This window comes from Salinisphaera dokdonensis CL-ES53, assembly GCF_040361215.1.
Taxonomy (GTDB): Bacteria; Pseudomonadota; Gammaproteobacteria; order Nevskiales; family Salinisphaeraceae; genus Salinisphaera; species Salinisphaera dokdonensis.
In genome coordinates, this window is sequence record NZ_APND01000002.1 from 168,398 (window position 1) to 191,897 (window position 23,500).

The 23,500-nt window shown below is 63.5% G+C and carries 23 protein-coding genes; 11 read left to right on the top strand and 12 right to left on the bottom strand.

Annotation, left to right across the window (positions count from 1 at the left end):
* The first annotated feature begins 4 nt into the window (after nucleotides 1–4).
* The 3 genes from SADO_RS06670 (at nucleotide 5) to SADO_RS06680 (ending at nucleotide 2,086) form a co-directional block, all read left to right on the top strand.
* Entirely contained in the window at nucleotides 5–1,174 is a 1,170-nt protein-coding gene (locus tag SADO_RS06670) for an SMP-30/gluconolactonase/LRE family protein (RefSeq protein ID WP_353110311.1), read from the top strand.
* Nucleotides 1,171–1,860 carry an FFLEELY motif protein gene (locus SADO_RS06675; RefSeq protein WP_353110313.1) on the top strand — a complete coding sequence of 230 codons (690 nt, stop codon included), beginning with the start codon at nucleotides 1,171–1,173 and terminating at the stop codon, nucleotides 1,858–1,860. The genes SADO_RS06670 and SADO_RS06675 overlap by 4 nt, the downstream gene beginning before the upstream one ends.
* A gap of 79 nt (nucleotides 1,861–1,939) precedes the next feature.
* Nucleotides 1,940–2,086, top strand: coding sequence for a DUF3096 domain-containing protein (locus SADO_RS06680; RefSeq protein ID WP_353110315.1), 147 nt, complete (start codon nucleotides 1,940–1,942; stop codon nucleotides 2,084–2,086).
* A gap of 9 nt (nucleotides 2,087–2,095) precedes the next feature.
* Here SADO_RS06680 and sufT read toward each other — a convergent pair whose 3' ends face one another.
* On the bottom strand, nucleotides 2,096–2,647 hold the full coding sequence (sufT, locus tag SADO_RS06685) for a putative Fe-S cluster assembly protein SufT (RefSeq protein ID WP_353110317.1): 552 nt from the start codon (nucleotides 2,645–2,647) through the stop codon (nucleotides 2,096–2,098).
* A 23-nt stretch (nucleotides 2,648–2,670) separates the two neighbouring features.
* On the opposite strand from sufT, the gene SADO_RS06690 reads away from it, so the two are divergent.
* From SADO_RS06690 to SADO_RS06720, 7 genes are all read left to right on the top strand, one after another.
* Nucleotides 2,671–3,132 carry a sirohydrochlorin chelatase gene (locus SADO_RS06690; protein WP_353110319.1) on the top strand — a complete coding sequence of 154 codons (462 nt, stop codon included), beginning with the start codon at nucleotides 2,671–2,673 and terminating at the stop codon, nucleotides 3,130–3,132.
* 3 nt (nucleotides 3,133–3,135) lie between these two features.
* Nucleotides 3,136–3,414: a hypothetical protein gene (locus SADO_RS06695; protein ID WP_353110321.1), complete on the top strand. Its 279-nt coding sequence runs from the start codon at nucleotides 3,136–3,138 to the stop codon at nucleotides 3,412–3,414.
* Nucleotides 3,407–3,880: a TspO/MBR family protein gene (locus SADO_RS06700; protein ID WP_353110323.1), complete on the top strand. Its 474-nt coding sequence runs from the start codon at nucleotides 3,407–3,409 to the stop codon at nucleotides 3,878–3,880. The genes SADO_RS06695 and SADO_RS06700 overlap by 8 nt, the downstream gene beginning before the upstream one ends.
* Before the next feature lie 64 nt (nucleotides 3,881–3,944).
* Complete coding sequence (locus tag SADO_RS06705) at nucleotides 3,945–4,751, top strand: SDR family NAD(P)-dependent oxidoreductase (RefSeq protein WP_353110324.1); 807 nt, start codon at nucleotides 3,945–3,947, stop codon at nucleotides 4,749–4,751.
* A 215-nt stretch (nucleotides 4,752–4,966) separates the two neighbouring features.
* Nucleotides 4,967–7,960 carry an FAD-binding and (Fe-S)-binding domain-containing protein gene (locus tag SADO_RS06710; protein ID WP_353110326.1) on the top strand — a complete coding sequence of 998 codons (2,994 nt, stop codon included), beginning with the start codon at nucleotides 4,967–4,969 and terminating at the stop codon, nucleotides 7,958–7,960.
* Nucleotides 7,961–8,050: 90 nt separating this feature from the next.
* Nucleotides 8,051–8,722 (top strand): GntR family transcriptional regulator, encoded by a 672-nt coding sequence (locus SADO_RS06715; protein WP_353110328.1) that lies wholly within the window; start codon nucleotides 8,051–8,053, stop codon nucleotides 8,720–8,722.
* A 10-nt stretch (nucleotides 8,723–8,732) separates the two neighbouring features.
* On the top strand, nucleotides 8,733–9,848 hold the full coding sequence (locus SADO_RS06720) for a DSD1 family PLP-dependent enzyme (protein ID WP_353110330.1): 1,116 nt from the start codon (nucleotides 8,733–8,735) through the stop codon (nucleotides 9,846–9,848).
* Between the two features lie 16 nt (nucleotides 9,849–9,864).
* Here the strand turns inward: SADO_RS06720 and SADO_RS06725 are convergent, their stop codons facing one another.
* The 6 genes from SADO_RS06725 to SADO_RS06750 form a co-directional block, all read right to left on the bottom strand.
* Complete coding sequence (locus SADO_RS06725) at nucleotides 9,865–11,055, bottom strand: CaiB/BaiF CoA transferase family protein (RefSeq protein WP_353110332.1); 1,191 nt, start codon at nucleotides 11,053–11,055, stop codon at nucleotides 9,865–9,867.
* 22 nt (nucleotides 11,056–11,077) lie between these two features.
* Nucleotides 11,078–11,863, bottom strand: coding sequence for an enoyl-CoA hydratase/isomerase family protein (locus SADO_RS06730; protein ID WP_353110334.1), 786 nt, complete (start codon nucleotides 11,861–11,863; stop codon nucleotides 11,078–11,080).
* Nucleotides 11,864–11,891: 28 nt separating this feature from the next.
* Nucleotides 11,892–13,175, bottom strand: a complete 1,284-nt coding sequence (locus SADO_RS06735) for a TRAP transporter large permease (RefSeq protein WP_353110336.1) — start codon at nucleotides 13,173–13,175, stop codon at nucleotides 11,892–11,894.
* A gap of 1 nt (nucleotide 13,176) precedes the next feature.
* Entirely contained in the window at nucleotides 13,177–13,761 is a 585-nt protein-coding gene (locus tag SADO_RS06740) for a TRAP transporter small permease (protein WP_353110338.1), read from the bottom strand.
* A gap of 90 nt (nucleotides 13,762–13,851) precedes the next feature.
* Nucleotides 13,852–14,844 carry a TRAP transporter substrate-binding protein gene (locus tag SADO_RS06745; RefSeq protein ID WP_353110339.1) on the bottom strand — a complete coding sequence of 331 codons (993 nt, stop codon included), beginning with the start codon at nucleotides 14,842–14,844 and terminating at the stop codon, nucleotides 13,852–13,854.
* A gap of 159 nt (nucleotides 14,845–15,003) precedes the next feature.
* Nucleotides 15,004–16,194: a pyridoxal-phosphate-dependent aminotransferase family protein gene (locus SADO_RS06750; RefSeq protein ID WP_353110341.1), complete on the bottom strand. Its 1,191-nt coding sequence runs from the start codon at nucleotides 16,192–16,194 to the stop codon at nucleotides 15,004–15,006.
* A 428-nt stretch (nucleotides 16,195–16,622) separates the two neighbouring features.
* Between SADO_RS06750 and SADO_RS06755 the strand changes: the two genes are divergently transcribed.
* Entirely contained in the window at nucleotides 16,623–17,501 is an 879-nt protein-coding gene (locus SADO_RS06755) for an SDR family oxidoreductase (protein WP_353110342.1), read from the top strand.
* Between the two features lie 166 nt (nucleotides 17,502–17,667).
* On the opposite strand, the gene SADO_RS06760 is transcribed toward SADO_RS06755, so the two are convergent.
* From SADO_RS06760 to SADO_RS06780, 5 genes are all read right to left on the bottom strand, one after another.
* Entirely contained in the window at nucleotides 17,668–19,134 is a 1,467-nt protein-coding gene (locus tag SADO_RS06760; protein ID WP_353110344.1) for an amidase, read from the bottom strand.
* A gap of 167 nt (nucleotides 19,135–19,301) precedes the next feature.
* Nucleotides 19,302–20,879, bottom strand: coding sequence for a sulfatase family protein (locus SADO_RS06765; protein WP_353110345.1), 1,578 nt, complete (start codon nucleotides 20,877–20,879; stop codon nucleotides 19,302–19,304).
* Nucleotides 20,880–21,000: 121 nt separating this feature from the next.
* A complete protein-coding gene (locus SADO_RS06770; protein ID WP_353110347.1) occupies nucleotides 21,001–22,371 on the bottom strand; it encodes an alginate export family protein in 1,371 nt (456 codons plus the stop codon).
* Nucleotides 22,372–22,431: 60 nt separating this feature from the next.
* Nucleotides 22,432–22,971: a cytochrome C gene (locus SADO_RS06775; protein ID WP_434547888.1), complete on the bottom strand. Its 540-nt coding sequence runs from the start codon at nucleotides 22,969–22,971 to the stop codon at nucleotides 22,432–22,434.
* Nucleotides 22,972–22,975: 4 nt separating this feature from the next.
* The gene (locus SADO_RS06780; protein WP_353110349.1) at nucleotides 22,976–23,500 is read right to left on the bottom strand and encodes a methylamine dehydrogenase light chain; all 525 of its coding nucleotides are present in this window, start codon (nucleotides 23,498–23,500) and stop codon (nucleotides 22,976–22,978) included.

A 23,500-nucleotide genomic window follows, 5' to 3' on the forward strand; every position in this document is an offset into this window, starting at 1 on the left:
TGAAATGAAGAAACTGCTAGTCCTGCTGCTCATCGCGCTCGTGGCCTTTGTTGGCTATGCCCTGTTCTGGCCGGGCGAGTTCATGCCCCAGCCCTGGACGCCGGCCCCGGCCCAGACCGGTGCAGCGCCGGTCAAAAGCGCGCCGCTGAATCAGGCCCAGCGCCTGGCCGAGAACGTCGCCAACGGTCCGGAAGACGTCGCCATCGACGACCAGGGCCGGCTCTATGCGGGCTACGACGACGGCACAATTCGCCGCTTCGACGAGAACGGCACCAACGGCGAGGTGTTCGCGACCACCAACGGCCGCCCGCTCGGGCTGGCCTTCACCCGCGGCCCGGTCGAGCCGGAAAGCAACGCCGCGCAGAACGGCCGTCCCGCCGAAGACCCCGCCGACACGAATGCAGACGGCGAACCTGCCCAAGTCCTGATCGTTGCCGACGCACAGCGAGGTCTGCTTGCGATCAATACGCAGGGGGACATCAAGATGCTGGCCAGCGGCGCCAACGACACACCGTTCGCCTTCACCGACGACGTGGACGTGGCCAGCGACGGCAGCATCTATTTCACCGATGCATCGAGCAAGTACGGCCAGCACAACTACCGCGCCGACATTCTGGAACACGGTGGTCACGGCCGCCTGATGAAATACGATCCGGCGACCGGCGACGTGACCGTGCTGCTCGGGGGCCTGCAGTTCGCCAACGGCGTGGCGGTGAGCGGCGACGATGCCTTCGTGCTCGTCACCGAAACCGGCAGCTATCGCGTGCTGCGCTATTGGCTCACGGGCGACAACGCCGGCCAGAGCGACGTGTTCATCGACCGCCTGCCCGGCTTCCCGGACGGCATTTCGTACAGCGACGACAGCGACACCTTCTGGCTGGCGCTGTTCGCGCCCCGTAACGAGATGCTGGATTTCGCGGCCGACAAACCCTGGTTGCGGCGCATCATCTTCCGCCTGCCCGAAGCCGTTCAGCCGGCGCCGGCCCACGTCGGGCGGCTGTTGGGACTGAACGCCGAGGGCGCTGTCGTCACCGACCTGCAAGACACCGACCCGAGTGCTTTCGCGCCGATTACCAGCGTGGAACAAAGCGGCAACCAGCTCTATCTCGGCAGCTTGACCGCCAGCGCATTTGCCCGGATCCCGGTACCGGAACGCAACGAAGACGACCCATGAGTTCGAGCGATCTCGAACAGGCGCTTTACCAACTGCGCGACGCGCGCATCGCGCTGGCCGAACGCTCATCGCCTGACTTCAATGAACGGCTGGCTGCCCTGCGGCAGTGGCAATCGCAACGCATCGCGGCCTGGCATCGGCCGCTGGCCCAGCGCTACAAAGGCGATGCGCTGTTGCGGTTTCTTACCCGCAGCTTCTATCTCGAGGCCGACTGGTCGGAGCTGACCGACAAGCCGGACAAGATCGCCGGCCGGATCGGGCGCATCATCAACGACGATCGGCCGCTCGTGATCGCGGTGCGCCTGCAGCACGCGGCGGACACGCTGGACGCGGACCTCGCCGACGCGCTGATCGAGCGATCACCGGCGGGGCCAATCACGGCTGCCGCCTATGTCCGCGCTTTCCGGGACGTCGGCCAGGTAGCAATCCGCGAGCAGCAGATCGCGTGGATCAATGAACTGGTGGACCTGCTGGGCGGCTATGCCGATAATCGCGCCGCTTACTGGGCCTTCAAGCTGGCGGGCTCGCCGGCCAAGGCGTTCGGCATGGGCCAGACCTACGCGCTGCTCGCCGAAGGCTTCGCCGCGATGCGCGAGACCAAGGATCTTGAAGACGCGACGCGCGAAGCCGTGGCAGCCCAACACCGACTGCTCGATCGCCTCGTGGGCCGACCAGTCGGCGCATGACCCCGATCAGGCGTGCGTGATTGCGCGACTTACCGGCTTCACGCATTCTCGACGCGTTTTCCAATCCAAGGCCGATTTCATGACCATCACCATTTCCGACGCCAGCCTGGTGCCCATCGTTTCGCTGGCTGCCGGCATCGGCATCCTGCTCGTGCCGCGCCTGCTCAACTACATCGTGGCCGGCTATCTGATCCTGATCGGCGTGCTGGGCCTGGTGAACTTCTAGCGCGAAGCCTTAGAGCATGCCGACCTGCAGCTTGGCGGCATCGCTCATCATTTCCATCGTCCACGGCGGGTCGAACACCAGTTCGACGCGAACCTGGCCGATGGTGGGCACCATCTTCACCTTGTTACGCACGTCGTCGACGAGGATGTCGCCCATGCCGCAGCCAGGCGCGGTCAATGTCATGTCGATATCGACAACGCGAGCGGTCGGATCGCTGTGGTCGAAATCGCACTGATAGACCAGCCCCAGATCGACCAGGTTGATCGGGATCTCCGGGTCGAAAACCGTCTGCATCTGTTCCCAGACCATGGCTTCGACATCGTCGTTGCCCGCGCCTTCCGGCAGCTTCAATGGCTCGGGCTGTTCCTGGCCGATCGCATCGGCGTTCTCGCCGGCGATACGGATCAGGTTCCCGGCGATATAGACCGTGAACGAACCGCCCAGGGCCTGGGTGATATTGCCGTGCGTCCCGACCGGGATCTCGACCGTATCACCGGCCGGAATCAACACCGCTTCGCAGTCGCGCTGGAAGGTGACGGGTTCATTGGATGGCATCTGCATGACGCGATACCTGATTTGGAAAGATGTGCGCCATTCTACCAAGCACCCGACGGCCTGTCCGACCATTCACGCCACTGCTCTCTGATAGGATTGCCCGCATGAAAAAATCCCTGCTTCTGGTGGCCCACGGCAGCCGCCGCCAGGCCTCCAACGACGAGGTTCGCGCGCTGACCGAGCGCGTGCGCGTCGAGGCCAATGAACGCTATGCGGCTATCGAATGTGCCTTTCTGGAACTCGCCGAACCGTCGATTCCCGACGGTCTGGAGCAACTGATCGACAACGGCGCCGCACAAATCACTGTGCTGCCCTATTTTCTGGCCGCTGGACGGCATGTGATCGAAGACATTCCCGAGGAAGTCGCGGTCGCGCAGGAAAAACACCCCGACATTCATATCGAGATCGCCCCCTACCTGGGCACCTCTGAAACCATGCCGAAACTGCTGTTGACGATGCTCGCCGACAGCGCCACGGCCGACGCGGACTAACCCATGGATTCGATTGCCGACAATCGCCGCTTCTGGCTGGCGCTCAATGCCATATTGCTCGTGCTTCACGGCTTCGGGCTGTATTTCTACGTCACCGCCGGCTTTGCGCATCCGGTTGCCAAACTGTGGGCCATCGTGATGATGATTCACATGCTGGAGTTTCCGCTTGCTTTCATCGCGGTACAGGGTCGTGGGGTACGTTGGGGTACCACGATCATGGCGACGCTGATCTTCGGCTTCACCTGGTGGGTGCCGGCGCGCCGGGGCGTGTTCCATGCGTGAGGGCTTTCAGGCCACACGCGCCGCACTCGTCTGCGGCATCGCGGTCGCGCTCGTATCGTTGACCGGCGCGGTATTCCCGCCGGGCGCCTGGTACGAACAACTCAACCAACCGGGCGGCACGCCGCCGGACATCGCCTTCCCCATCGCGTGGACGCTACTTTATATCGGCATGGCCGTCGCTGCATGGCGGGTCTGGCGCGCGGTCGGCATCGGCCGTGGACTGGCGCTGTTCGCAGCCCAACTGCTGTGTAATGCGTTGTGGATGCCGGTTGCCTTCGGCGCGCATGCGCTGGGTTGGGCGCTGCTGGTCATCGTCGCGCTCTGGCTGCTGCTCGCCGCAACGCTATCCGAATTCTGGCGGGCCGACCGGTTTGCCGGGCTGCTGCTCGTGCCGTATCTGGCCTGGGTCAGCTATGCCGTTTATCTGAATGCCGGACTGCTGTTCCTGAACTGGGGCAGCGCCTAGACCGGAACGACGCCCGTTCTCCGCAAGCCTTCTCTAGCGATCATCCTTCACGCACGGAGCTGATATGGCCTTTGTCGACAAGTACGGCCCCTGGGCCCTGATCACCGGCGCGTCTGCCGGCATCGGCGCGGAATTCGCCCGCCAGATTGCGGCGAAGGGCGTGAACGTGGCGCTGGTCGCTCGTCGGCGCGAACGCCTGGAAGCACTGGGCGCCGAACTCGAATCGCAGTACGGCGTGCGCACGCTGGCGATCGCCGCCGATCTCTGCGCCGACGATTTCCTTGCCACGATCACCGAAGCGCTTGGCACCCGCCATATCGGCCTGCTGGTCAATAACGCCGGCTCCGGCATGACCGGCGAATTTCTCGATCACGATCTCGACACCGAGCTGCAGATGCTCACGCTCAACTGTCGGGCGCCGCTGATCCTGGCGCACCACTTCGGCGCGCGCATGCGAGACGACCGGCGTGGCGGCATCATCATGCTGGCCTCGATCGCCGGCATCGTACCCACGCCGATGTTCTCCAACTACAGTGCCACCAAAGCCTGGAACCGCTATCTTGGCGAAGGCCTGCACGAGGAACTGGGCCGCGACGGCGTCGACGTGGTATCGCTGTGTCCGGGCCTGACCCAGAGCGAATTCTTCGACCACGCCAACGTCGATCCGACGAACTGGCCGGCGCCGATGCGTGCCACGATCATGAGCGCACAGGACGTGGTCAAGGCCGGCCTGAAGGGCCTCGGCAAGCAATCGCAGGTCGTGCCCGGCCTGTCGTATCGCATGCTCATGCGGATGAGCCGACTCGCGCCGGGTGGCGTGCCACCCTGGATCATCGATCGCGTGATGCGGTTCGCCCTGCCCAAACCGTGAGCCTGAGAGCGCCGGTTTGGTGAAGCCGGCGCTCGCATCACGCGGCCAGCTTCCTCTTCCCGTCTGGCCGCTGCGCTCTCGTCATTAGCCAAGCGCTTCAACATGAAGCCTTACTGCGCGCGGCCGACCTCTATACGGCTTAAATCGAATTGAGTCTTTTGTAATTATGAATGCATAATTCAAAACAGAGGAGTAAATAAGAAACGAGACGAACAATGAGCGAACCGACGCTGGCACCAGAGCGCGCCGCCGACACCGATACGTCGCGCACCCCACGATCCGACAAGCGAGCGCCCGGCTCTCAACCGCATTCGTCGCTCGAGCGCCGCCTGCGCAGCGAGCTGCAGGCCGAGGTGCTGTTCGACGACTTCTCCCGCGGGCGTTACAGCACGGATGCCTCGATCTATCAGATGCGTCCCCATGGCGTGGTCGTGCCGCGCACGCAAGCCGATATCGTGGGTGCACTCGAGATCGCGCGCGGCGAGGGCGTACCGGTACTGCCCCGTGGCGGTGGCACCTCGCAGAACGGCCAGACCGTCAACGAAGCGCTGGTACTGGATGCCAGCAAGTATCTTGACTCGCTGGTTTCGCTCGACGTCGAGAATCGCGTGGCCGTGGTCGAGCCCGGCATCACCCTGGATGCCCTGAACAAGAAACTCGCCCCGCACGGGTTGATGTATCCGGTCGACGTATCGACCAGCGCACGCGCGACGCTGGGCGGCATGGCCGGCAACAACAGCTGCGGCACCCGCAGCCTGCGTTACGGCAACATGGTGCATAACGTGCGCGCGCTGGACGCCGTTCTGGCCGACGGCAGCGCCTATCATTTCGGGCGTATCGACGATGCCGATGCGATGGCGAAGGCAGCGCCGGCTTATCGCGCGATCGCCGAGAAGATGAGCGCGCTATACGCCCGCGAAGCCAACGAACTGGCGCGGCATTTCCCCGACGTGAATCGCCGGGTCGGCGGATATAACCTCAACGAACTCGACCCCAACAAGCCGGAGCGTCCACCCAATCTGGCGCGCCTGCTGGTCGGCTCCGAGGGCACGCTCGGTTTCTTCCAGCAGATCGAGATCGACCTGCAGCCCACGGTCCAGCACAAGGTGCTGGGCGTCTGTCATTTCCCGACCTTCCGGGCGGCCATGGAAGCCGCGAAGCCGATCGTAGGCCTCAAGCCGGCGGCGGTGGAACTGGTCGACGCCAAGCTCATCGAGCTCGGCCGCGAGATCGATATCTTCCGCCCGGTCATGGAGCGCTATATCCGCGGCGCCCCGCAGGCGGTGCTGCTGGTGGAGTTCGCCGGCGAGCACTTCGACGAGCAGAAAGCGCATCTCGCCGAGCTGGTCGAACTGATGGGCGATATGGGCTATCCGGACGGCGTCGTCGAGGCGCTGACGCCCGCGCAGCAGACCGAACTCTGGGGCGTACGCAAGGCCGGGCTGAACATCATGATGTCGATGAAAGGCGACGGCAAACCCGTGTCGTTCATCGAGGACTGCGCGGTGCCGCTCGCCGACCTGCCCGACTATACCGAACGCCTCACCGAGGTCTTTCACAAGCACGGCACCGAAGGCACCTGGTATGCCCATGCCTCGGAAGGCTGTCTGCATGTGCGCCCGATCATCAATCTCAAGGACCCGGGAGGCGCGCCGAAGATGCGGGCCATCGCCGAGGAAGCCTTCGCGCTCGTGCGCGAGTACAAGGGCTCACACTCGGGCGAGCACGGCGACGGCATCTCGCGCTCCGAATTCCACGAGGCGATGTACGGCAAGCGCCTGATTACCGCCTTCAACGAGGTCAAGCAGACCTTCGATCCCGACGGGCTGTTCAATCCGCACAAGATCGTGAATCCGTTGCGCATGGACGACACACGGATCATGCGTTTCAACCCGGAATACAAGACGATTCCGGTCAAGACGGCGCTCGACTGGTCGGCGCACGGCAGCTTCGCCTCGGCGGTGGAGATGTGCAATAACAACGGCGCCTGCCGCAAGTTCGACGCCGCTGTAATGTGCCCGTCCTATCGCGCAACCAAGAACGAGCGCGACGTCACCCGCGGGCGCGCCAACTCGCTGCGCCTGGCCCTGTCCGGCCAGCTTGGCGAGGATGCGCTCACCTCGCACGAGATGTACGACACGCTCTCCAAATGCGTGAGCTGCAAGGGCTGCAAACGCGAATGCCCCACCGGCGTCGACATGGCGAAGATGAAGGTGGAGTTTCTCCACCACTACCACGAACGCCACGGGCGCAGCCTGCGCGACAAGGTCATCGCCCACCTGCCGCGCTATGCACCGAAGATTGCCTGGATGGGCTGGCTGCTCAACCTGCGTGACCGCATTCCGGGGCTGGCGAAACTCAGCGAAAAGATCATTGGCGTGTCCGCGCGCCGGCCGCTGCCGGTCTGGCACGCCCGGCCGTTTCGCGACACGGCTTCGATCGGCGAAGCCACGGTCGGCGAGGTCGTGCTGTTTGCCGATACCTTCAACCGCTGGCAGGAGGCCGACAACCTGCGGGCGGCGATCGATGTACTCGTGGCTGCCGGCTACCAGGTCCATATCGCGCAACCAGACAACGGCGGTCGCCCGCTGTGCTGCGGACGTACCTATCTGTCGTCCGGTGATACCGACAACGCACGCGCGGAAGCCGAACGCACGATGGGCGCGGTGATGCCGTACGTACGTCGCGGCGTGCCGGTCGTGGGGCTGGAACCGTCCTGTCTGCTGACGATGCGCGACGAATTCCGTTCGCTGTTGCCCGGTGCCGATGCCGACCGGTTGGCCGATAACGCCCTGCTGTTCGAGGAGTTTCTCGAACGCGAATGCGCGGCCGAGCGCGCGCAGCTGGAACTGAACGGTCTCAACGGCGAACGCGTACTGCTGCACGGCCACTGCCACCAGAAAGCCTTCAATGCCGTATCCGATATCGAACGCCTGCTGCGTCGGATTCCGGACGCCGAAGTCGAGACCATCGGCTCGACCTGCTGCGGCATGGCCGGTGCCTTCGGCTACCAGGCGGAGAACTACGACACGTCCATGGCGATCGGCGAGCTCGGCGTGCTGCCGGCGGTACGAAAAGCCGGCGACAACGTGCATATCGTGGCCGACGGCACCAGCTGCCGGCATCAGATCCGCGACGGCGCCGCGCGTGAGGCCGAGCACGTCGCCGTACTGCTTGCGCGTCAGCTCAAACGCCATGCGGCGCGCTAGCGGGACTCTGCTACCGTCACAGTCTAAAAAATCGACAACCGATCAGGCACCGGCAGGCCAGACGCCGGTGCCGCCAACGGCAACCATTGCATGGAAAAAATAAGACAGGGCTCGCTCTACGGCGAAGCCGCCCAGCGTATTCGCACGATGATCAAGGAAGGTCGCCTGAAGCCCGGCACCCGAGTGCCCGAAAAGCAGCTCTGCGAACAGTTCGGCATATCCCGCACACCGCTGCGTGAAGCACTCAAGGTGCTCGCCTCGGAGGGGTTTGTGGAACTGCTGCCGAACCGCGGCGCCCGTGTGGTCAAGCTCACACGACGCATGCTCAAGGACACCCTCGACGTCATGAGCGCGCTCGAAGGGCTGTCCGGGGAGCTGGCCTGTCAGCATGTCAGCTCGGAAGAGATCGATACCATCCGCCGGCTGCACGAGCAGATGATCGCGCACTACGAATCCGGCGATCTGACAGCCTATTTCGAGGTCAACCGGCGCATTCACGAAACGCTGGTCTCCGCCGCGCGTAACGAAGTGCTGCTGGAGATGTACGACAATCTCAACGAGCGCGTGCGCCGGTTCCGTTTTTCCGAACAGATGTCGCCGGAGCTGTGGAAACAGGTGGTCGGCGAACACGAACAGATTATCGAAGCGCTGGAAAGCCGCGACAGCGCCCGGATGGGCCGCATACTGCGCGGCCATCTCAAGCACAAGCTCGACCGGGTCGACGTCGACGACGACCCGGACGCCGACGAACTGGCCAGCTGACGCGCGTACCGTGGCATTCAACATTCCTGCCGAAGTCGGCATGCCGGTCGCCGAGGTCGACACGCCCTGTCTACTGGTCGATATGGACGCGCTCGATCGCAACATCGCCGCGCTTGCCGACTTCGCCCGGTCGCACGACGTACGTCTGCGCCCACACGCCAAGAGCCACAAGAGCCCGGACATTGCCGCGCGCCAGTTCGATCACGGCGCAGTCGGCCTTTGTTGCCAGACCGTCAGCGAAGCCGAGGCCATGGTGGCAGGTGGCGCGCGCGACGTACTCGTGTCCAACGAGGTGGTCGCGCCGCGCATGATCGGGCGGCTGGCCGCACTCGCGCTCAAGGCCCGCGTGCTGGTCTGCGTGGACGACGCATCGAACGTCACTGTGCTCGAGGAGGCGTCGGCAGCGGCTGGTTCTCGGATCGAGGTACTGGTTGAAATCGATGTGGGCGCGGGCCGTTGCGGCATCGCGCCGGGCGATCCGGCCTGCGAACTCGCACACCGGATCGCCGATAGCTCACATCTTCGTTTCGCCGGCCTGCAGGCTTATCACGGCCCGGCCCAGCATATTCAGGATCACACCGCGCGAGGTGCGGCGATCGATAACGCAATCGCGCTCACCCGCGATACCGTCGATCGACTGGCCATCCATGGCCTGCACTGCGAGATCGTGGCCGGTGCCGGCACGGGCAGTTTCGATCTGGAAGCCGCCAGCGGCCTTTACAACGAACTGCAGTGCGGCTCCTATATCTTCATGGACGCGGACTATGCCGGCGTTCGCGGCGTCGATGGCGGCGCCCTGCCGTTCGAACACAGCCTGTTTCTGCAGACCCGGGTAATCAGCAAGACGCGATCCGGCCGGGCTGTCTGCGATGCGGGTTTGAAATCGCACAGCGTGGATTCCGGCCTGCCCACGGTCTTCGATTGCGACGGCGTTCGTTATACCGGCGCGTCGGACGAACACGGGCAGCTCGACGATCCGCAGGATCGCCTCGCGCTCGGCAAGACGCTGCGCTTAGTGCCCGGACATTGCGACCCAACCGTGAACATGCACGACTGGCTCGTGGCCTATCGCAAAGACCGCGTGGTCGCGCTCTGGCCCATCGCCGCGCGCGGGATGAGCCTCTAGCGCAGCCGGGTCGCGATCATGCGATGGCGCCCTTGTCCCGCAGAGCCGCCAGGCGCTCGGCATCGATACCCATATCGGCTAACACTTCTTCGGTGTGCTCGCCCAGCAACGGACTGGGCCGGCGGATCTGCTGCGGCGTCGATGAGAACTTGCTCGCGAAACCCAGCGTCTTAACGTTGCCGGCCTTCGGGTGCTCGAACTCCTGGACCATGCCGCGCTCGACATAATGCGGGTCCGACAGCGCCTGCGCGAAGGTGTTGATTGGCCCGGCGGGCACGCCGGCTTCATCGCAGCGCTGACGCCAGGTACCGGTGTCGTGCTCGGCGAAGACGAATTCGATGAGGGCTTCGAGTTCCTCGACGTTCGCGCCGCGATCGCTGTTGGTCCGAAAACGCGGATCGTCGATCCATTCGGGCTTGTCGACCACGTCGTTGCAGAAGCGCTCCCAGGTTCGCTGGTTGGCGCAGCCAAGCATGAGATAGCCGTCACGCGTGGCCAGCGCCTGGTACGGCGCCGATACGCGATGACGCCAACCGGTCGGCTGTGGCTCGCGGCCTTCGCCAAAATAGGCGGCCGCTTCCCAAGTGAACCAGGGCATCCCGCATTCGCCGATCGCCACGTCCAGATGCTGGCCTTCGCCGGTTTTCTGGCGATGGATATAAGCCGCCAGAATCGTGTACACGGCGGTGATGCCCGCGCCGATGTCGTAGACTGCCACGCCGGTCTTGAGCGGGCGCCGGCCGGGTTCACCGGTCATCGACATCAGGCCGGTCGCGCCCTGGGCGACCAGGTCGAAGCCGCCCTTGTTGCGATACGGGCCGGTCTGGCCATAGCCCGAAATCGAACAATAGATGATCCCGGGATTGATCTCCTTGAGCGTGTCGTAGTCGACCGACAGCGACTGGGTCACGCCCGGGCGAAAGTTCTCGATGATGACGTCGGCTTCACGGGCCATGTCGTAGAACAGTTCGCGGGCATCCGGGTCCTTGAGGTTGAGCGCGACGCTGCGCTTGTTGCGGTTGATCTGCATGAAGCAGGTCGACTCATCCTCGATATACGGGCCCATCTGGCGCGAGTCGTCGCCACCCTTGATCTTTTCGATCTTGGTGACTTCCGCGCCCATGTCGGCCAGCACCATCGTGCAATAAGGCCCGGCCATGATCTGGGACATGTCGAGCACGCGCAGTCCGTCCAGCGGTAGGCTCATCTTCGTATTCTCCGTATGTGTTCTAGCGGCCCTGCCAGGCGTACTGACGTTTTTCCATGAACGCGTCGACCGCGCCGTGGAAATCGTCGCTGGTATAGCAGGACCGAATCAGATCCTCGCCGTCTTCCGGCGCGATACGCCGGCTTTCGTGGATACGCTGGATCGCGGCCTTGGTCGCGGCCACGGTCAATGGCGCCATCTGCGTGAGGCGATCGGCGATGGCGTCGACCTCGGCCTCGATCGCGTCGGCGGCGAATACGTCATTGACCACGCCGGCGGCGGCGCACTCGTCGGCCTTGAACAGCCGCGCGAGCATGAGCATCTCCTTCGCCTTCGGCGTGCCAAGCAGGTCCACCAGCCGCGCGAAGTTGGCCATCGACAGGCAGTTGCCGAGCGTCTTGGCGATCGGAATACCGAGCTTGAGATTGTCGTCGGCATACCGGAAGTCGCACGCCAGCGCGATCGCCGCGCCGCCGCCCACACATACACCCTGGATCATGGCGATGGTCGGGCGCTTGAGGTGTTCGAGCCGGCTCACGACGCGATCGATACGCTGCTCATAGGCGACGGCATCGTCGCCGGACTCGAAGTCCTGGAACTGACCGATGTCGGTGCCGGCCACGAACGCCTTGCCGCCGGCACCGGAGAGCGTGACCACCCGGATATCGTCGTCGGCATCGATCTCGTCACAGACCGCCTCGAGCCGGTCGTACATCGCCCAGTTCATGGCGTTGTGCACGTCCGGGCGATTAAACACGATGGATGCCTTCGCACCGGATTTCTCGAACAAGAGTTCATCGGTTGCCATCAGCTTCTCCAGATTCCCAGGGCCATCGCTAACCGTAGACCAGGTTGACCAGCGCAAGCGCGATGGTCGGCACATAGGTATTGATCATCAGCAGCGCGAACAGCACGCCGATGAACCACAGGTTCACCTTGCTGGTGCGCCACACATCGGCCTTGGCGATCGAGCAGGACGTGATCAGCACGCTGGCCACCGGCGGGGTCTGCTGACCGATGGCGAGGTTGAGCGTGACGATCAGGCCAAAGTGCACCGGATCGATGCCCACCGAGTGGATCAGCGGCATGACGATCGGCACGACCAGAATGATGGCCGCCGCCGAATGCAGGAACATGCCCAGGATCAGGAAGAACACGTTGAGCAGCGCCAGCACCGCATAGGTGTTGGTGGTGATGCCTTCAATGCTTGCAGCGAGCTGCTGCGGCAGCTGCGCCTCGGTGAAATAGTCACCCACCAGCGCGGAAGCCGCGACCAGCAACATGACCACGGCCGTCTGCACGCCGCCCTCGAGACAGGCCCGGTAGAGCTTGCCCAGGTTCAGCTCGCGATAGATCAGCCCGCTGATCAGCAGTGCGGCAACCACGGCCAGCGCCGCACCTTCCGTGGCGGTGACGAAACCGCCGAAGATGCCGCCCAGCACGATTACCGGAATCGTCAGTGCCCAGAACGCGTTCTTGAACGCCGTCGCCAGACGCGACAGGCGGAACTTGTCCTCGACCGGATAGTTGTTCTTGCGCGCAAGGTAGTAAGCCATGAACGCGAGGCCCAGCGCGCCGAGCAGCCCCGGGAACACGCCGGCGATGAACATCTTCACCACCGATTCCTGTGCCATCACGGCATACAGAATCATCGGAATCGACGGCGGCAGAATGATCGCCAGGCTCGCGGCCGACGACGAGATCGCCGCGGAGAACTCGCGCGAGTAACCACGTTTGCGCATTGCCGGAATCAGCACACTGCCCAGTGCGGCCACGCCGGCCACGGCAGAGCCGGAGATCTCGGCAAAGAAGATGGACGAACCGATCGTCACCAGCGACAAGCCGCCGCGGATGAAGCCGACCATGGCCGAGGCCAGATCGATCAGTCGTCGCGCGATGCTGGATGCGTTCATGATCGCGCCGGCGAACACGAACAGCGGGATCGCGAGCAGCGGGAACGAGGTCGCGCCGTCGTACATGGTCAGGGCGACATTGGGCAGCGCCATCGCGCCGTAGCTCAGGTACATGCCCGCGGCACCGACCACGGCGAGCGCCACGCCGATCGGCACATTGATGAGAATCAGAGCCAGCAGGCCCAGCAGCATGAAAGTGATCGCCATATCAGCGCTCCCCCGTCGCGTCGTGGCGCACGACGGCGCTGTTGTCTTCAATCGTCTCCGCGGACTGGGGCATTTCCTCTTCGAGATCGGGCTCGTGCACGAAGCCGTTGCCACGGGCACAGGCCAGTGTTTCCGGGAAACGCAGCAGCTCGGCCACGATGAACAACACGGACGCAATCGGGATCACCGACTGGGTCAACTGTTGCGACACGAACGGCAGACTGACCAGCGAGCTGCCCTCGAGAATGATCATGACCTGATAGCCCGTCCACGCCAGCAGCACGAAAAACGCGATCGTGAAGACTTCAGCGACGACAATCACCGGCACCCGCAGGGCCGGCGGCATCATGTTCACGATGTTGGGACAGGTGATATGTGCACCCTTGCTCGCAGCAAGCGCGCCGCCGTAGTACGTCAACCACGCCAGACCGGTGGCCGCGACCTCGCCCGTCCAGGACAGAGGCATGTCGAGCAACCGGGAAGCGAAGCCGACGGTGACTACAAGCGACAGCGCCATCATGAGCACGACGACAATCGCTTCCAGCACACGGTCGAGGCTCGCCCGAATGACCGCTAGTGTCTTCACGAGAATTTCTCCCTGGGAGATGATCGATTCACAGCAGGGGCGAATGCCGCGGCCGGCCGTCTGGCCGTGCCGCGGTTCACCGGATAGGGACTACTCGTCCTTGAGGCTGCGGACCTCTTTGATCATCGCCTCGCCGTCGTCGACATCGCTTTCGAACTGGTCGTAGATCGGCGTGGAGGCATCGACAAAGGACTGACGATCAATGTCGTTGACCTTCATACCCTCGTCCTTGAGCTTGGTCAGCAGGTCTTCGTCGAGCTGCGCACCCATCTCGAGGGCCACCGGCTGCATTTCCTGGGCGGTTTCCTTGAGGACCTTGCGGACGTCTTCAGCCATGCGCTGCCAGCTGGCGCCGGCAAGTACATAGGCCGGTGTATAGACGTGGCGCGAGAGGGACAGATAATCCTGCACCTCGTAGAAGCGCGCCGGATAGATCTGGGCCAGCGGGTTTTCCTGGCCGTCGACGGCGCCGGTCTGCAGGGCCACGAAGGTTTCGGAGTACGGCATGGGCGTCGGGTTGGCGCCGTAGGACTTGAACATGCGCACACGCCACTGACCGTTCGGCGTGCGCAGCTTGACGCCCCTCAGGTCGTCCGGCGAGCTGATCGCACGCTCGTTGTTCGTGATGTTGCGAAAGCCGTTTTCCCACACACCCAGGATCTTGTAGTTCTGGGACGCGGCGGCGTCCTCGAGCTTGCCGCTGATGAGTTCGCTTTCGCGGATACGTGCCATGTGCTCGCGGTCGTTGACCAGAAACGGCATCTCGAACAACGCGAACGACGGCGCCACCGAGCTCATCACCGTGGACGGCAGGGACATGTCGATGGTGCCGAGCTTGAGCTTGCGCAGCATCTGCGTATCGCTGCCGAGCTGGCTCGAGCCATACACACGCACCTCGGCCTCATCGCCGAGCTTTTCGTTGGCACGCTTGGCGAATTCCGTAGCGGTCTTGTCCATCAGTGAGCCGGGCTGACCCACATGGCCGAACTTGATCGTCTCTGCGGCCTGACCAACACCGATCGATGCAGTGAACACCCCAAGCGCGGCAACCGCACCCAGAAGGGTTGAAGTACTTCTATTCATGCTCTCCTCCGTTCGTCACTTTCGGTTTTTTTATAAGTTGTTACGGCCTCTTTCGGACCGCGTTTTCTTAGGGCCGGGGCGACGCGTGATGCGCCACCCGCTGCCTGCCTTGGCCCATACGTTCGTCAGGCCAAGACGCACTCCCCAGCGTCTTTTTCCTCAGGCCACTTTTGCGGCGCTACCCGCGGTCTCGGCCAGATAATCCAGCGCGGCCTGCACGCCGCCAGACTGATGCGCGATGCCCGCCCGCTTGAGGCCCATCTCCACGCCGCTGAGCGTGCCCGCGAGGGTCAGGTCATTGAAGTCGCCGAGGTGGCCGATACGGAATGCCTTGCCCTTGAGCTTGGACAGACCGGCGCCCAGCGACATATCGAAGTTTTCGAGGATCGTGCGCCGCAGCGCGTCCGGGTCGACCGAATCGGGCACCAGCACCGCGGTGAGCGCACTGGAGTACTCGGCCGGGTTGGCGCAGACGATGTCGAAGCCCCAGGCCGTCACGGCACGACGGGTCGCCTCGGCATGCCGGTCATGGCGGGCGAAGACATTCTGGAGGCCTTCTTCCTCGAGCATGTCGATGGCTTCGCGCAGCCCATAGAGCAGATTGGTCGCCGGCGTGTAGGGGAAGAAGCCTGCGTCGTTCGGCCCGAGCATCTCCTGCCAGTCCCAGTAGGAGCGCGGATGGCGGGACGCCTTCGACGCGTCGAGCGCCTTGTCCGACACAGCGTTGAAGCTCAACCCCGGCGGCAACATCAGCCCTTTCTGCGAGCCGGACACTGTCACGTCCACACCCCAGGCATCGTGTTCGTAGCGAATCGAGCCGAGCGACGAGATCGTGTCGACCAGCAACAGTGCCGGGTGGTTGGCGTTGTCGATTGCCTTGCGGATCTCGGCGATGCGACTCGTGACGCCCGTCGAGGTCTCGTTGTGGACCACGGCAACCGCTTTGATTTCGTGGTCCCTGTCTTCGGAGAGCCGCTTTTCGATCGCGGCAGGATCCGCACCGTGGCGCCAGTCGCTTTCGATCAGCTCGGGCTCGAAGCCCAGACGCTGGGCCATGTTCTGCCAGAGCTTGGCGAAATGGCCGGTCTCGAACATCAGCACCTGATCACCGGGCGAGAGCGTATTCACCAGCGCCGCTTCCCAGGCACCAGTGCCCGAGGCCGGAAAGATGATGACCGGGTTGGTCGTCCCGAATACCGGCTTGATGCGCTCCAGCACATCGGCACCGAGCGCCTGAAAATCCGGACCGCGATGGTCGATCGTCGGATAGGACATCGCGTGCAGTACGCGATCCGGCACGTTGGTCGGGCCGGGAATCTGCAGAAAATGTCGGCCGCTGTTATAGCTCACCCAATGCTCCTCCACACCACGATTGGCGATTATTTGTGCCGAGCGCGCACTGGCGACGGCTATTCGTTATTCGATTCGATCGTCGCCCCGGTTCTAGCGGCCGGTTCCAGCCCAAGCAATCAACACTCGAAGGCAATACGACGATGACCTGAATTGCAGCGTAGGCGAATCGAATAATGAATGCAATTTGTTTTCTCGCGCCGTAAATTAACTCTTTTTTTTATATAGATCACTGTATTTATTAGTTTTTATAATATATTGAATTGCATGCAATGCCGCTGCAGCGAGAGTGGAGCGACTACGACTTTCGGCCTAGACGAGCCACACGATCACCGCGGGCCGCCCTGCAAGACGCGACCTGTCACTGACGACCGGGCACGCTCTAAGCTACTGTGTCGGCGTCATTACCCATCTTCGAGGTTGAACACGTGACGACGCTCGCGAACAAGACGCTCTTCATTTCCGGGGCCTCCCGCGGCATCGGCCTTGCCATCGCCCTGCGCGCGGCGGCCGACGGTGCCAACGTGGCGATTGCGGCCAAGACCGACACGCCGCATCCCAAGCTGCCCGGCACGATTCATACCGCGGCCGAACAGATCGAGGCAGCCGGCGGCAAGGCCCTGCCGATCGTCTGCGACATCCGCGAAGAGGATCAGGTTGAGGCCGCGGTGAAACAGACCGCCGAGCATTTCGGCGGCATCGATATCTGCGTGAACAACGCCAGCGCCATCTCGCTCACCGGCACGCTGGAAACGCCGATGAAGCGCTATGACCTGATGAACCAGATCAACGCGCGCGGCAGTTATCTGGTCAGCCAGAAATGCATTCCCTATCTCAAGGAGTCCCAGCAAAAAGGCAATAATCCGCACGTGCTCATGCTCTCGCCGCCCCTGGATATGAAGCCCAAGTGGTTTGGCCCGCATGTGGGCTACTCGATCGCGAAATACGGCATGAGCCTGTGCGTGCTCGGCATGGCCGAGGAATTCGCCGAAGACGGCATCGCCTTCAATGCGCTGTGGCCGCGGACCGGCATCGCCACCGCCGCCATCAACCTCATCGGCGGCGAAGAGATGATGTCGCACTGCCGCACCCCCGAGATCATGGCGGACGCCGCGCACATCATCCTCACCAAGCCCAGCCGCGACTTCACCGGCCGTTTCTGCATGGACGACGTGCTGCTGCACGAGAACGGCGTCAACGATTTCGACCAGTACGCCGTCGACGCCAGCAAGGAGCTCTGGCCCGACTTCTTCGTGCCGGATGACGTTCCGCCGCCGCCCGGCTCGATGGGCAACCGCAGCGACTAGGCGGCGGCCCTTACGGCGCGTTGCGGCCGTTGGCTATTCCGATCGATCACGCGTAGAGCAAAGCACGGCCTTGCACGCCGTCGAATGCCCTACCCGATCGACCGGGATTACCCGGTCGATCGCCAGATCTGTCGCAGCGCATGATTGACCAGTATGCGGGCACCGCTCATTGCCAATCGGGCGTTCTGGCCAGCACATCGGCTGCGACCTGCTCGTAGGCCGAAGCCAGCTGCAACACGGCCAGATCCGCCCGATGCGGGCCGATCAGCTGCAGCCCCATGGCACGGCCGCGCGCATCGAAACCGGCGGGCACGCTCATCGCGGGCACACCCGCCAGCGACGCGCCGATCGCCACTTCCATCCAGCGGTGATAGGTGTCCATGGCGCGACCGGCGATCTCGCTGGGCCAGTGGATCCCCACATCGAAGGCAAACACCTGTGCGCTGGGCATGGCGAGGATATCGAAGCGTTCGAACAGCCGCCGCAGAACCTCGTACCATGCCGTGCGGTCGACGTTGGCGCGGTGGATATCCAGCGCACTCAGCACCAACCCCTGCTCGACTTCCCAGCAGGCCTCGGGTTTGAGCCGGTTGCGTGTTTCCGGATTGGCATAAAGCGGCGCGAGCTTTCCGGTTACCGACCACTGCCGCAACGTGTTCCAGCAGCGCCACAGCCGTGCCGGATCGAACGCCGGCACAACCGGCTCGACGACACAGCCGAGCTTCTTCAGTCGGTTCAAACCCTGTTCGCACACCTGCAGCACGCCGTCTTCCGTCGCCAGATGGCCCTGCCAGTCGCCGATCCAGCCAATACGCAGGCCTTCGACATCACGGCTCAAATCTCCGGCAAACGGGGCGGCATCCCCGGCGTTGGATAACGGCGCGCGGGCATCCGGCCCGGCCTGGGTGGACAGCAACCGAGCAACATCGGACACGTTGCGCCCCATCGGCCCTTCCGTACCCAATTGCTCGCCGAACACATCGGGCACCGGCGCCTGCGGCACCCGACCGAACGACGGCCGGAAACCGAACAGGTTGTTGAACGCGGCCGGGTTGCGCAGCGACCCCATCATGTCGCTGCCGTCGGCCACGGGCAGCATGCGCATGGCGAGCGCGGCCGCCGCACCGCCGCTCGATCCGCCGGCGGTCAGGGCGTGATCATAGGCGTTGCGGGTGGCGCCGAAGACCGGATTGTAGGTCTGCGACCCGAGACCGAACTCGGGCGTATTGGTCTTGCCGATGACGATCGCACCGGCCGCTTTCATGCGCTCGACCATCAGCCCGTCGCGGGCGGGTATCTGCTCCGCGCGCAGCGGCGAACCGAAGGTGGTGACAATGCCGGCGGTGGGCGACAGATCCTTGATCGCCTGGGGAATGCCATGCAGCCAACCGCGGGATTTGCCGCTGGCCAACTCGCGGTCACAGGCATCGGCCTCGGCGAGCAGCGTATCGGGATCGCGGCGCGAAACAATGGCGTTGACGCGAGGATTGACCGCGTCGATATGCGCCAGATAGGCCGTCATCACCTCGCGACAGGACAGCGTCCGACCCGCGATCATCCCTGATAGCGCCACGGCGCCGAGCGACACGATCTCCTCATGCGCGACTGCGCGCTGCGATGCGTTATCCGACACGGCGACTCCTATCGATAGGACAGCCCTGGAGTATGACCGCTTGCGATTGAGCGCCCCAAGACCGCGGCGCGCTGACCATCGCATCTGCGCGCCGAGGCGCGGCCGACCGGGGCGACCGGTTCAGCCACTCGACGGCATGTCGATCGTTCACTTATAGCCGTGCAGGCTCAATCCTCGCCCTGGAACGGGGCCACGGTACGGGTTTCGAGTTCCCAGTCCTGACCGAAGCGGGCCTTGAATTTCTCCGGGTAGGACAAGGTGCCTTTCGCGGTTCCGCCATGCCAGAGGTCATAGGCGGGATCGCTGAATTCGGCATAGAAGGCATCCATCCGCTGGGACAGATCGCTGATCACGTCCTTGTAGTCGGCGTCGTCGGCCAGATCGCGAGTCTGCTCCGGATCGTTCTTCATGTCGTATAGGCGATCCTCGCCGAAATCCGCATCCATGCGTTTCCAATAGGCGAAACGATCGGTGCGAATAGCGCGCGTCTCGGTCTGCTCGTAGAAGACCGCATCGTGGAGCGGCTCGCTCGCGCCCTCGTCGAGCATGCGCTCGAAGCTCTTGCCGGGCGATGCTTTCAGATCCTGGTCGATACCGGCGAGCGACAGGATCGTGACCGGAATGTCGTACTGGCCGATCAGCGCGTTCTCGACGCGGCCCTGGGCCGCCCCCGGCTTCTTGACGATAAGCGGCACGTGCATCGCCGTCTCGTGGAGGGTCGAGGGTTCGCTGAGAATGGTGTGCGTCCACAGCCCGTGCTGGCCATAGTAGACGCCCTGGTCGGCGGTATAGATGACGATGGTATTGTCCTGCAGGCCGCTTTCCTCGAGCGCATCGAGCACGCGCCCGACATTCGCATCCACATGGGTGTTCTGAGATGCCATGTTGGCGATCGTTTCCTGCGAGCCGGCCATCTTGCCCATCACGACCCGGATAATACGGTCGAGAAAGGTCAGCTCCTCATCGCCGGCGGAGTCGAGCATCTGATCGATATAGTTCTGGTTGATCGTCTCCCGCGGGAAAGACGTCAGCGGCTGCTTGCTGTAATACGGATAGAACTTGTTTCGTGCCGGGCCCACGTTGGTGGGCGGATTCATGTAGGGGCCGCTGAAGGACAGCTGCATGAAGAACGGCTTGTCGTCGCTTTTTGCGCGGTCCCTCAAATAGGCTGCCGCCTTCTTGCCGAGAAAGTCGTCGATATGCTGATCGGTGACCGGATACTGCTCGCCGTTGTCGATCACGCTCTTGTGCCAGAAATCCATGGTGTGGCCGTGCTCGAACGTAACCCAGTAGTCGTAGCCTAGCTGCGGCTTCCACGGTTGGCCGATATGCCATTTGCCGATCATCGCCGTGCGATAGCCTTTCTGCTTCAAGGTATAGGGAACGGTCCGGAATTCGGAAACAGCCGACCAGTCGGGCGGCAGGGTCGTCATCTGGGCGTCGTTGAGCCAGTCGTGCAGTCCATGCTGATCCGGCATCAGGCCGGTCAGCAGCGTGGCGCGGGTGGGCGAACACATGCCGTTGGCTGCGAACACCCGGGTGAAGCGGGTGCCCTGCGTCGCCAGCCGATCGATATGCGGCGTGAGGATGTCGGGATTGCCGTAGCTGCCGAGCAGGCCGGCCGACTGATTATCGGCAACGATGAACAGGATATTGGGCTTGTCCTGGTTTGCACCGGCGGCATGCGCAGATACCGGGGCGACAGCCAAAGCCGCCAGACAGGCCATGAATACTCGATACTTCATCTCACACCTCGACTGTCGCACCGGCTTGCACCGTGTTCGTTACATGAATAGTTGAGTCGGCTCAGCGGCTTTTACGCCATTGGCCGCAGCCAGCCACGGCTGGCCGCGAACGCCCGGGCCGCTAGAAATTGACGATCGCAATCACCTGCGAATAGATATTGGTGTCGTCGTCGCCGATCTGGGTGCCGCCATCGGCCGCCGAACTGTCGGGCGTGTAGAAACCCACCAGCGGGCTGAGCACGAGATGGTCGTTGACCACCCACTGGGCATAGAGATCGATCTCGTTGCCGTCGAGGAAGCCCTGGCCGGCGTTGTCGAACTCGAAGAACAGCGCGCCGAGTTCGACGGTGGGCGACGGGGCGAGCGCGAGGCCGACGTGGTGAACGTCGGTATCGCTGTTGAACGGCCCGGCATAGTTGGCCGCGACTTCGCCCTGGAACCAGGTGCCGTAACCGCGGTTGAAGCCGAAGAACAGCGGATCGAAGCCGTCCGAGAAGCTGGAGAAGCGATAGGTCAGCTTGGGCGACCAGGGCATCTGCGCGAAGGTCCAGCCGGCTTCGCCGTACCAGGCGTGATCGTCACCGTCGCCAACGTAGTTGTCGCCGTTGTCCTGATCGACGTATTCGCCGGACAAGAACAGGTTCTCGACACCAAGGCTGCCGTTGGCGCGGATTGCCAGTGTTTCCTGGCCGTCGCGATGCTGGTAGCCAAGGAATTCGGCGGACTCGTCATCGACGTCGAGGCCCTTCAGATAGGTCAGCCCGACGGTGCCGTAGGTCTCATCCCGGTATTCGAGATTCGCGCCGGCCAGTTCCATTTCCGCCTGCGACTTGTTGTCGGAATCCAGCCAGAAACCGTCGAAATGTACGCCGGTGTCGCCGCCGATCCGCAGGATCGCGGTCTCGTTGAAGGCCTTGCGGGCCGCCAGCCAATAGGCGCCGCCGCGACTCAACCCGCTCGGCGCGATGCCAGCATCGGACAGCGGCTCGAAGCCTTCGCCGAAGTTAAGGGAATCGCCGTTGACGAGGAAGCCGTCCCCGATCGTGAAACTCTGGCTGCCGAACGACAGGTCGATCCCGTCCTCGCCCAGCCAGGGCACGAGATCGCCCGAGCGCCAGCCGATATAGGCATCCTCGACCTGCGTGTCTTCTTCCTTGCCGGTGGTGAAACCGCCAGCATCGCCGTCGCCCCGGGTCGCCGAGCTGAGCAGATTGAAGGCGCCATAGACGCTGCCGGCACCGTCGAGCGCATGGACCGCGCTCAGTCCGTATTTGGCATAGCCTTCCAGCCAGGTCGGGCTGGCGTCTTCGGTACGCAGCACTTGAGCATAAGCTTTCGAACTGTTGAACCCGCCAAGTGCGACTTCGACATCGAAATTGATCAGCGTGTCGTCGGTTTCGTAGAGCCCGTAGGCGCCGGCCTGCGCCGAGGCCAACAGGGCCGTGCCCGCAAGTACCGCGTACATGCCACGGCGGGTGGTCGATCGATTCATAAGTCCCCCTTCGATAATAGGCGCATGGCACCCGGTTTGATTCGTTACGACACGCCGTCACTAAGGCCGGTCGGCCAGTCCGTCGCGGATCGCGATCTGCTGATCACGCATGCGTTGCAGCAATACGTCGCGCGTGGTGTCGATCTCGTCGAGCGGCGTCGCGCGCAGATCAGCCACTTCCTCGGCCGTATAGGGCACGAAGTGGTCCGGCGTGCTGTCGCCGGCGATATGGCTGGTGAGCATCCAGTTCATCAGCGATGCCAGTTGGGCATCGGTAAAGCTCGATTGCGACACCCCGGGTACGCGTACGAGAAACTCGCGCCCGCCTTCGACTTCGAGAAAATGCCCCACGAAATCCTTCATGCGCGGCACGTCGTTGGCGCGCGAACCCTGGCCGTCTACGCGATGACAGCCCGAGCATTCGAGCTGATAGTTGACCTGCGGCCGGTAGCCGGCGTCGCGCGGTGGCGTTGCCTGGGCCTCGTTGCCCGGTGCCGGACGGTTATGCGGCCCGGGCAGACTCTGCGCGAAACCGGCGCCGGCCATGAGCAACCCCATGGCCAGCACCAGCGCGGCAGCGAACGGCGTGCGACCGGTCATGGACTCAGCTGGCGACGCCGCGGATCGTGGCGATCGTGCAGTTGTAGGTCATGTGCTCGGCGCCCAGACACCAGTTGATGTCGTTGTTGTTGAACGGGCGATAGAGCGGCTGCTCGCTATCGTTGCGGTTACAGGCACACTGCCCGCAGGCCTGCTTACCGCAGCAATCGTTGTAGGCGATGATGTAGTCACGCCCGTCGGCCGGGTTATGGCAGGTGCCGACCCAGGTGACTTCCGACACGTCCGTACCGGGCGGGCAGGCATTGATCGTGCCGCCACAGCAGGTACACAGGAAGCCGTCGATCGAGCAGTAACGCCAGTAGTCGCAGCTCTGCGGGTCGCCCGGATCACCCGGCGTGCCCGATTCGGCCGCATGGGCATTACCGCTGCTGCGGTCCACCGGCAGGATCAGCGGCAGCGCCGTGCCGACCACGACCCAGGAGCCGAACTTGACCAGCGCGTTGCGACGCGAGGTCGAATACGCCACGTGGCGGGTTGAGCGTTCGAAGAAACGATCTATAAATTTCAT